We start from the raw sequence: 10,470 nt of genomic DNA, 5'->3' as shown, positions 1-10,470 counted from the left end.
CCGCCGTTCCCTCGCTTGACTCCGTCCGCTCCACACCAATCGGGCCGGTATCAGGGAAAGGGGGAGCCCTGCGCAAAACTCGCTCTCACCTGCGTCAACCGTCCTGAAAAGAACCAGATCAGCCCGCTTGACCCCTTGCGCCACTAGTGGCACTAGTGCTAAAGTGGAGGCATACCGAGAGGGAGACCATCCCCCGGAAACCCCCAGGAGGACACCATGACCGACTCAACCGACACCCTGCTCGACGCCCTCAGTGTGGCGCTATCCGACGTGGCGGCGTTGATCGCCGACCCTGAGGTGTTGCACGCCCTGACTTCGCACCTGACCGCCCGTGAGGTGATGGTCATCGCCCGACTGTTTCAGGCAGCCGGACAGGACGACGCCTACCGCTGGGTGGTGGAAGGCATCATCCACGGCGACGAAGAGGTGCGGGCGGTAGCGACCCCCGACGTCGCAGGCCCCGGATCGGTCCGCGTCGGGTACTTCAACGAGTTTGTCGATCGTGGCACTGCCGACGCTCCCCTAGATGTCCGCGAGTTCGAGAATGGCGGACTGCACAGCGCTCTGCGCGAGCTCCGCCTCGAGGTGGACACCGAAGATTGGTCGGCGATCAAGCCGCCCGGCTGCATCGTTCTCGCCAGTGCGCGCCGCATCTAAGCCGACACACCGAATCAACTAGTGGCGCGTGCGGTGCACGCGCCACTAGTTGCACTAGAGTCACTAGCGGGAGGAAACATGAAGATCGTTGCAGTAGCGAACCAGAAGGGCGGAGTCGGAAAGACATCCGTCGCGCAGTCCCTGTTGCACGCCGCCGCGGCCAGGGGAAAGAAGGCGCTGGGTATTGACCTGGACTCGCAGGGCAACCTCACCCAGCAGCTCACCGCCCGTAGCTCGGAGGAGTGGTTCGACGTCACCATTGCCGATGTCATGGACCCGTCGATGAACGTGCGCGTCGTCGAGGCGGTCGTGCCGACCCGCCGGGACGGCATCGACCTCGTGCCCTCTGGATTGGACGACTACGTCGCAGTGGAGATGACACTGACCGGGGCGATGATGCGCGAGCTGACGCTGCACAAAGCACTCAGTCAGCTCCCGGACGACGCCTACGACCTCGTCGTGATCGACTGCCCCGCAGCGCTCGGCCTCACCCTGACCAACGCGTTCGCGGCAGTGGACTCGGTCATCATCGTCACCGACCCGTCCTCGGCCGGGTTCGTCGGAGTCGGACGCATCGTCAACACAATCGACACCGCCAACGAGCAGCTGGGGCGGGTACTGGGCCGCGAGATCGACATCGCGGGCATCGTCATCAACGGGCACCGGACCAACGTCAAGACCGAGGAAGTGTTCGTGTCCGAGATCGAAAGCTACGCACGCGACGCGGAGATCCCGGTCCTCGGCCGTCCCTTGCCCAGGCTCACCTTCATCCAGCGAGCGAACGCTGCCGGGTACGGATTCGACGAACTCACCGAGATACGCGCCGTCGAAGTCGCCAGGTTCTTTGACGACATGCTCACGACCATCACGGGAAAGGACTGATCGACCATGGCGGACAAGTTGCCGGAGGGCCCCAAGCCCCCGAACCGCAGGAAGCGGTCGGTGTTCAGCGACCTGAGCCCCGTTCCGCAGCAAGCCTCAGAGCCGGCCGCCCAGGACGCCCCGGAGCCGGCCGTCCAGAATGTCCCGGTCGAGCCCCAGGGCGCCTCACAGAGGCAGGGGGCCAGCAAAAAGAAGGGCTGGGACCGTACCGGGCAGGTGTCTGTTGTGCTGGGCAAGGAGCGCCACGAAAGGCTCAAGAGCGTGTGGGCCACCAACGCCCGTACCTACGACGCCATCGCTGACCTCATACGGGAAGCCATCGACGAGAAGCTCGACCGACTAGAGCGGTGACACCATAGGCACTAGTTCCACACGTGCCACTGTTGTTACAAGTGCCCCTTGTGCCACAAGGGGCACTTGCTGCGTTCGTGGGTCAGCAGATTCAGGCCTAGTTTTAGGCCTACTAAAGGCGTATAACTCAGGACATGCCCACCAACGTCCTTCCCACAAACGAGATGAAGTCCAACCTCGCGGCGCACATCCGACTAGTGGCGGCCGACCCTCGCCAACGAGTGTTCGTCGGGGCACACCGACGTGCGGAGGCGGTCCTGCTGTCCACTCACTCAGAGGTGCCCGAACCGCAGCTTCACGCGATGGCCGAGCTGTCTGGGCGGGCACTGGGTTACGAACTCGCCGCGTCGATCGGCGCAGGCAGCTCGCCACCTGAAGTGGGGGAGTACCGACAGATTCTGTCCGTGTTGGCCGCGCGGCAAAGACGCGAAGACTGCCTGCGGCTCATCGGTGCAGCAGCCGCTGCGCTGGCGTCCGGGACCGGCGGCTCGGTGGCGGCCGGCCTTCACGAAATCGGGTATCTGGTTGGTGACGCCGTTGAACCCGATCTCAGCTGGCCGGCCTTGGCCGATGAGGTGGACTCCGGGACGCCCAGAAGGGCGGTAGAGAAGGTGGGCGAGGCGAATGACTGAGTACAAATCATCGCGGTGCACGTCCCGCACCACGCCCAGAGGTACTGCTAGAAGTACTGCCAACGCACGCCGAGATCGTATGGTGAATCCACGCCGGAAGCGATCGTGGAGGCACCGTTGTCAGACCAGCCGGACCTATTCAGCTTTGACGACGACGCCACCCAAGGAGACAGCCATGTCAGAGATGACCCGCAGAGCCGTCCAGGCGGCATGGGAGGAACTCGGCCGGGTCCAGGAGTACCCGAATCCCGAAGCTCTGGAGGCCGCGATCCAGTCAGAGGCCGAGAGGCTGGCCGAGATGATCGCCGACGAGACCGACCGGCTCAGGAGTCTGGCAATCGCCCAGTTCCGAGCGAACAACCAGGGGCATTTCCCCCCGTATCTGGAGACCGTCCAGATCGGCAATCGAGCACGAGCGCAGGCCGAGGAACTGATCCTGTGGCAGGAGCTGGGGGAGGAGGTGGAGCTGGAGGCCGACCAGGAGTACGAGGGGACCGTCGCGGATCAGAGCTGGCAGACCAGCCCGGATCGGTGGCGGACGAACACGGACGTGATGGGCGACCCGAGCCCCGAGATCGACGCTCTGACCGAGGACGTCTGGCCGGAGCAGACAATCCGATTTCGGGTGATGGCGGCCTTTTTGATGCAGACACGCTACGAGGACTCGCAGCCGATACCGGAGGATCCGGACGACCCGCTCAAAGCACAGTTCACGGACCTCATAGAGGCGGAACTGGAGCGGCGAGAAAGCGTCCTGTCCGAAGCGAGAGGACTGCGCCCGAGCAACTCGACCTAGTCTTCGACGATGCGGGAGCCGCGCCGGTCGATCCGACGACGATCAACGTCCACTCCGAGCCACTGCCCGCCCCATCCCGCCAGCCAGAACCGGCGCTGGCGCCGGCCGCCCATGCGTTCGCCGGTGCGGGTGGGGGAGTGGTCGACACCCAGGATGATCTGCGGCCCGATCCCGTCGACTACGCACCCACCCGCGAGGTTGTCGTCCCCTCCGGCAAGAAGGCCAGAATCGCGGCCAACATCGCCGCGATCAGGACACTGCGCATCCTTGACGCCGAGGACCGCTATGCGACCCCGGCCGAGCAGGCAGCCATCGCGCAGTGGTCGGGCTGGGGGGCCGTTCCCGAGGTCTTTGACCCGCGGCGGGCCGACTTCGCCGAGGAGCGCACCGAACTCGAAACGCTACTCAGCTCTGCTGAGTGGAACCGTGCACGTCACACCATCCTCAATGCCCACTACACCGATCCGGCCGTCGTCGCCGAGACGTGGAACCTCCTCCGTCGAGCGGGGTTCCAGGGCGGCCTCGTCCTCGAGCCTGGCAGTGGTAGTGGCACTTTCATCGGCCATGCGCCGGCCGATGCGCAGATGGTGGGCGTGGAACTCGACACCCTCTCGTCTCGCGTCTCGGCGGCCCTCTATCCCAGCGCCCAGGTTCGCAACGAGTCGTTCGCCGACACCGCGGTCCCGGACAACTCCTTCGTCGCTGCCGTCGGAAACGTCCCGTTCGGCGACATCAAGCTATGGGACGACGCCCACAACAGGGGTCAGCACTCGATCCACAACCACTTCATCCTCAAGTCGCTGGATCTCACCGCCCCGGGTGGCTACGTCGCTCTGCTCACCAGTCGGTTCACCGCTGACGCCGCGAACGCTGACGCTCGCACCGCGATGGCCGATCGAGCTGACCTGATTGGGGCGGTGCGGCTGCCGACCGGGGCGTTCCGCCGGGTCGCAGGGACCGAGGTCGTCACCGACCTGTTGGTGTTCCGCGTCCGCGAACACGGGCAGGAGCCGAGCGAAGAAACACGCCAGTTCATCCGTACCGCGGATGTCAGCGTGCAGACCGACCTCGCCGACGGGCAGGCCCCACCGGCCCGGCTGTCCGTCAACCAGTATTTCCTCGAACGCCCCCATCACGTGCTCGGCACCCTAACCGCCGGCCACGGCATGTACGGACAGAACGAGCTGCGCGTGCTGGCCCGCAGTGACGCTGCGCTCGACCGCCAGATCGCCGACACCCTCGGCCCCGTCATCGACGCGGCAGTCCTCGACGGCCGAGGCCTGCTCGCCGACCGGGATCTCGTCGTCTACGACTCGACTCTGGCTACCGAACGCGGACTCATCGTCCCCGTCGAGCAATATGGCGACGTCGCCATCGACACACTGCGCTACAACAGCAACGACAGCCGGATCGAACGGTTCGAGGGGGCCGACTGGGTCGACAGCAAGTGCCCCAGGAGTCGACTCGCTGAGTGGCGTTCCATCCTCGAGCTGCGCGACACCACGCTGGCGCTGGTCCAGATCCAACGCGATGGCGGTGAACCCGCCGACAAGGCTGCCCTGCGGGCAGCCCTCAACGAGCGCTACGACGCCTACGTGGCCCGCTACGGGTTCCTCAACCGGTTCACCTGGAAAGAGCCACCTGCCGTCACTCAGGCCGAGCACGACACCCGCCTCGAGGCAGCACTGACTACCTGGCTGGACACCGAAGGTCCCGCCCACGGCGCCGAGAGCCTGCACGACATCCCCGACGAGATCCGGTCCCGTTTGGATGAGGAGTCGTGGCAGCCCAAGGCCGCCCGATCCAAGCGAGCCCCACACCTGGGCGGCGCACTGCGCTACGAGCCGCACCTCCAGGCAGTCCTAGCGCTGGAGCACTTCGACGAGGAGCGCATGATCGGCCGGAAAGCGGCCATCTTCACCGCAGACGTGCTCGAACCTGCAACCCCCATCCACCACGCGGAGACCATCCAGGACGCGTTGGCGGTCTGCATGGACGAAAGCGCGAGTGTCGACACAGCTCGGATCGCACAGCTCCTCGACGTCGACACCGCTACTGTCGAGCACCAGCTCCAGGCCGAAGCGTTGGCGTTCCGATCCACTGATGACCCCGGCACGTGGATTCCGCGTAGCCGCTATCTGTCGGGCAATGTGCGCGTGAAACTCGTGGAGGCAGACGCCGCGGCGGCCACCGACGACCGCTATCGGGCGAACGTGACGGCGCTGCGGGAGGTTATCCCTGCCCGCATCGAGGACGGTATCCGAGCCCGTCTCGGGGTCACCTGGGTCAGCCCCGAGGACTACGAGCAGTTCATCGCTGACACCTTCCGCATCGACAAGGACTCGGTGACGGTCAGCTACGTCAACAACGAGTGGGTCATCGAGGGCAGCACGTACTACGACGGCTACCAAGCCGATGCGCTCGCCTACGGCCTCGTGCCCCAACAGGGCCGCTATTCACGGTCCTACAACTTCGTGGGAACCGATCGCGAGCAAGCCCTCACCAACCAGGGCGTCTCCCTGGGGCGCGACCGCTCGGGCAGCTTCGACCACTGGCAGGTGCTCGACTGTCTGATGAACTCCCGGTCGATCACGGTCAACCGGTCCAAGGAGTACAAAGAGGCCGTCCCCGGCGGCGACATCCACGCCGGGGCCACCAGAGCGGCCAAGCAACGGGCAGAGCGCCTGCAAGAGGCATTCGTCGACTGGGCCCTCAACGGCGATCCAGAGCGGCGCGAGCGTCTGCTCACCGAGTACAACTGGCGGTTCAACGCCACCGTCGCCCCCGCCTACGACGGGTCACGACGAACCTTCCCCGGCCTGGGCAAGACGTTCAATCCGTACCCCTACCAGCGCAACGCCGTCGAGCGCATCGTCAATGAGCCGACCGTCCTGCTCAACCACGTCGTCGGTGCCGGCAAGACCGGCACGATGCTGATGGGAGCAATGGAGCTGCGACGGCTAGGACTGGTCCGCCAGCCCTGGATCGTGGTCCCCAACCACATCGTCGACCAGGTCGCCCGAGAAGCGGCCCAGTGGTATCCGGCCGCCAACATCCTCTCCGGTGCCGGCCGCACCACCGCAGAGGGACGGCAGAAGCTCGTCGCCCAATCGGCGGCCCAGGACTGGGACATCGTCATCGTCCCGCTCTCGGCCTTCACCCGCATGAAGACCTCGGCCCAGACCCGCGCCAGCTTCATCAGCAACCAGATCGACTCCATGCGATCGGCACTGCTCGAGACCAAAGAGAGCAGCGGAAGTGCCGCGACGATGAAGCAGATCGAGAAGGCGATCACCAAAGCCCAGACCAATCTCGACAGGGCAATGGACGCCACCCGCAAAGACGAGGGTCTGACGTTCGAGCAATCGGGCTGCGACTACCTGTTCATCGACGAGGCCCACCTCTACAAGAACCTCGCCCGCACCTCCGGTGTCCAGGAACTCAGCCACCCAGGCTCGGATCAGGCAATGGACCTCAAGCTCAAACTCGACTATCTACGTGACCGCAAGCGGCAAGAGGCCTCGACCGCGGGAGTGCCAGACGACGCCTACGTCGAGCGGGTGGCCTGTTTTGCGACAGGCACCCCGGTCGCCAATTCGCTCGCCGAACTGTTCGTCATGCAAACCTATCTCCGCCCTGACCTGCTCGAACATGCCGGTGTCGACAGCATCGACGCCTGGGGACAGAACTTCACCGACACGACCGAGACCGTCGAGCTCAACGCCTCGGGCACCAAACTGCGCTCGGTCACCCGAGTCGGTCAATTCGCCAACGTCGGCGACCTGGTCGGCATGGTCAGTCAGTTCACCGACGCCGTCACCCGCGACCAGGTTCCAGTGGACTTGCCGGTCAAACGCTCCGGCAGCAACATCGTCGTGGACTTCGAGCCAAACCAAGAGGTCAAGGACTTCATCCAGGATCTCGGCCACCGCGCAGACACTCTCGACCCCCGCCGGATGGATCTGGACAACGCCCTCAAGATCGCCAACGACGGCCGCAACGTCTCCCTCGATCCGCGCAGTGCCCACTTGGCGCCACCTGCCGAGGGCGGACGCGCCCGCGAGGTCGCCGCCCGGATCCTCACCGAGTGGGAAGCCACCCGAGACACCGTCTACCTCGATGAGTTCGGAGAAACATCCGACGTCAGGGGAGGCTTGCAGATCGTGTTCTGCGATCGGTCCGTGCCCAAGAACGACGGACGATGGAACATCTACGCCGGCATCAAGGCGGAACTGATCGCCGGCGGACTGCCGGCCGAGCAGATCGCCTTCGTCCACGACCACCCCAAACCTGAGGACAAGGCCGCGCTCTACAAGGCATGCCGCAACGGCCGAATCAGCGTGCTCATGGGCTCCACCGAGAAGATGGGCACCGGGACGAACGTGCAGTCACGGGCAGTCGCCCTGCACCACGTCGACGTCCCCTGGCGACCCGCGGACCTCGAACAGCGCGAGGGACGCATCATCCGACAGGGCAACCAGAACCCCCAGGTGGCCGTCTACAACTACGTCGCCACCGCAACCTACGACACAGCAATGTGGCAGACCCTCAACCGCAAAGCCGCCTTCCTCGAGCAGCTCTACGCCGCCGACCGCTCAATCCGCAGCATCGAAGACCTCTCCGCAGACAACCTGGCCGAATCCACCGCGCTGGTCAAAGCCATCGCCACAGGCGACGACCGCTACCTGCGACGAGTGGAGCTGGAACGAGACATCGAGGGACTCGACGCCCGCCGCGAGAGCCATCTGTCCGAGGTGCGGTCACGCCGCGAAGAACTTGCAGCACTGACACGCTCGATCCCCAACGATGAGAAGCGACTCGACCAGCTCTCGGCGGCAGCCCCCGCCCTCACTGCCTGGGCCGAACAGGAGAACAAGGACTACACCATCGGTCGGACCACGGTGAACGTCCGAAAGGACGCCTCTGATCGCCTACTCGAGTCGCTGCGCGAGGCCTACGTGCAGCTGCGCGGAGCCGGCCCCCACGAATCGGCCCACGTGGCAACCTTCGCGGACGTGCCGCTGCACGTCACCCGCGTCATGGAGCACGACATGGTCATCCTCCGGTTCGGTGACCTACCGATGGCCGGCGTCAGCATCACCCAGGAACAACTCTGGCCACAGCGCAGCGACTCGAAGTTCGGACTGTGGGGCGCCGGCAACAGCGAAGCCCTGGACGTGGAAGCCGAGGACGCCAACACCAACCGAGCCGCGATGGCCAACGGTGTGATGACCCGCATCGAGAACGCGATCGCACGAGCGCCGGGCCAGATCGACACCGCCCGCACCGAGTTAGACGCCGACCGCAGACGGCTCGACGAGCTGCACAACACTCCAGACGAGGCCTTCCCCGAGGCAGCGAAGCTGCAGCTGATGAAGACCGAGCTGGCCGGGATCAACGACGACCTCGCCGCTTACGAGAACTCCGATGCCGCCCAGCTGGCACAGACCGAACTGGAACAGCGACTCGCGGCCAGGGGCCGCAGCGCCGGCTGGTCCCTCATGCTCAACCCGACACCGGCCCTGGTCGAGGAACTCGGATTCGACACCGCGGATGAGGTACGCGAGATGATGCGCCAGCGCGAGGTCGAAGCCCTCGAGGCATGGTCGTCACTACCCACCACATCCCACGCCCCCACCACGTCCCAAGACGCCGCCCCCGCCGACGACTTCACCACGTCCTACCTCAAGTACCGAGCCCAGGAGCCGGACACCGACACCTCAACCGAACGGCACAAACCCGGCCCACTCAGCGGCCCGGCCCCGGACTGCGAGCCGGACGTCTGAGCCGCAACCAGGCTCTGGTGGGTGGGGGTCCCTTTCCCTGCTCCCTGCCAGTCTTGGTGCTCCGCTGCCGGTGTCAAGGTCGGCACCCTGCGGGTGCGCCGGCTCCGCCAACAAGCCCCGGACGCGGTCGCTGCGCTCCCTTATTTCGCCCGGGTCTTCTTGTCTCCACCGCCGTTCCCTCGCTTGACTCCGTCCGCTCCACACCAATCGGGCCGGTATCAGGGAAAGGGGGAGCCCTGCGCAAAACTCGCTCTCACCTGCGTCAACCGTCCTGAAAAGAACCAGATCAGCCCGCTTGACCCCTTGCGCCACTAGTGGCACTAGTGCTAAAGTGGAGGCATACCGAGAGGGAGACCATCCCCCGGAAACCCCCAGGAGGACACCATGACCGACTCAACCGGCACCCTGCTCGACGCCTTCACGCTCGAGACCGAGGATCGCGACATCGAGGCCGAGATCCGCCTCATGCACGCCGACGACGGCACCGAAATGCTGTGGCACTACGAGAACGGGCGCCTTGCCTTCGTGCACCCCGCCCGCCGCTGCGCCAGGTGCAACGAGATCATCACCGACGCCTCCGCCGGAGGCTGCTGCATCGCCTGCGTCGACGGACTCGTCGGACTCGACTGAACCCCGCTACCGGCCCGTCCCGAAGGGCGGGCCGGTAGGCCCGTCGCCAACCCATCACCCCGAGAGGGCACCGCGCCCCCGGAAACCCCAGGAGGACACCATGAGCACCACCGACACAACAGTCAGAGCCCTGCCCCGTAGCGAGCCGGCCACCACTCCCGCCCCCTCGCACCCGATCACCGAGAACGGACTGACCGAACCCGCCCAGGGGCACATCCAGGCCGCCTACGACGAACTGTCCCGCCACCACGTCGACGCCCTCACCGCCCGTGAATGGCTGACCGACATGGTCGCCAGCCTCGGCGCCCAGCGCATCAACGCCGAAAGTGCAGCACCCCGACCCGCCAACCCCGAACCGATCAGCGACGACGGTTTCGACCCCACCCGCCAGGAATGGGCAGAACTCCACCGGATGCTGACCGTCGCCCTGGCGATCATCAACGGACGCCGCGGGCGCCTGCGCGACCTGTTCGACCGGGACCTCGCCACCGCTACGGGACGCAGCCGCATCAACGCCGCCGCCGAGTTCGTCGCCGCCTCCAGAATCGACACCGCCGTGACGATCCGCCGCCAGCAGGTCCAGGCGCTCCGCGAACCCAAGCGGACCGTCTTCTACGTCCCCGCGATCATCACATGGGGCGCCCGGTACCGAGCCCTGGCCGCCACCATCGTGCGGGACCAACACGGCCACTACCGGTTCACCGGATTCACCATCATGTGAACCCCCAACAAGGCC

General features: G+C 65.7%; 8 protein-coding genes. All 8 read left to right on the top strand.

Annotation, left to right across the window (positions count from 1 at the left end; translation table 11 throughout):
* Positions 1–216 precede the first annotated feature (216 nt).
* The 8 genes from G6027_RS16170 (at position 217) to G6027_RS16135 (ending at position 10,455) form a co-directional block, all read left to right on the top strand.
* Entirely contained in the window at positions 217–657 is a 441-nt protein-coding gene (locus G6027_RS16170) for a hypothetical protein (RefSeq protein WP_182638050.1), read from the top strand.
* 78 nt (positions 658–735) lie between these two features.
* A complete protein-coding gene (locus tag G6027_RS16165; RefSeq protein WP_179526371.1) occupies positions 736–1,539 on the top strand; it encodes an AAA family ATPase in 804 nt (267 codons plus the stop codon).
* Between the two features lie 6 nt (positions 1,540–1,545).
* Positions 1,546–1,890 carry a hypothetical protein gene (locus G6027_RS16160; protein ID WP_179526372.1) on the top strand — a complete coding sequence of 115 codons (345 nt, stop codon included), beginning with the start codon at positions 1,546–1,548 and terminating at the stop codon, positions 1,888–1,890.
* 134 nt (positions 1,891–2,024) lie between these two features.
* Positions 2,025–2,522, top strand: coding sequence for a hypothetical protein (locus G6027_RS16155; protein ID WP_179526373.1), 498 nt, complete (start codon positions 2,025–2,027; stop codon positions 2,520–2,522).
* A gap of 175 nt (positions 2,523–2,697) precedes the next feature.
* Positions 2,698–3,318 carry a hypothetical protein gene (locus G6027_RS16150; protein ID WP_179526374.1) on the top strand — a complete coding sequence of 207 codons (621 nt, stop codon included), beginning with the start codon at positions 2,698–2,700 and terminating at the stop codon, positions 3,316–3,318.
* Positions 3,319–3,455: 137 nt separating this feature from the next.
* Positions 3,456–9,104: a DEAD/DEAH box helicase family protein gene (locus G6027_RS19545; RefSeq protein WP_182638049.1), complete on the top strand. Its 5,649-nt coding sequence runs from the start codon at positions 3,456–3,458 to the stop codon at positions 9,102–9,104.
* Positions 9,105–9,488: 384 nt separating this feature from the next.
* On the top strand, positions 9,489–9,734 hold the full coding sequence (locus G6027_RS16140; RefSeq protein WP_179526376.1) for a hypothetical protein: 246 nt from the start codon (positions 9,489–9,491) through the stop codon (positions 9,732–9,734).
* A gap of 100 nt (positions 9,735–9,834) precedes the next feature.
* A complete protein-coding gene (locus G6027_RS16135) occupies positions 9,835–10,455 on the top strand; it encodes a hypothetical protein (protein ID WP_179526377.1) in 621 nt (206 codons plus the stop codon).
* Positions 10,456–10,470 lie beyond the last annotated feature (15 nt).

This window comes from Dietzia sp. SLG310A2-38A2 (assembly GCF_014145095.1).
Lineage (GTDB): Bacteria > Actinomycetota > Actinomycetes > Mycobacteriales > Mycobacteriaceae > Dietzia.
This window is presented reverse-complemented; position numbering and strand designations above follow the sequence as displayed.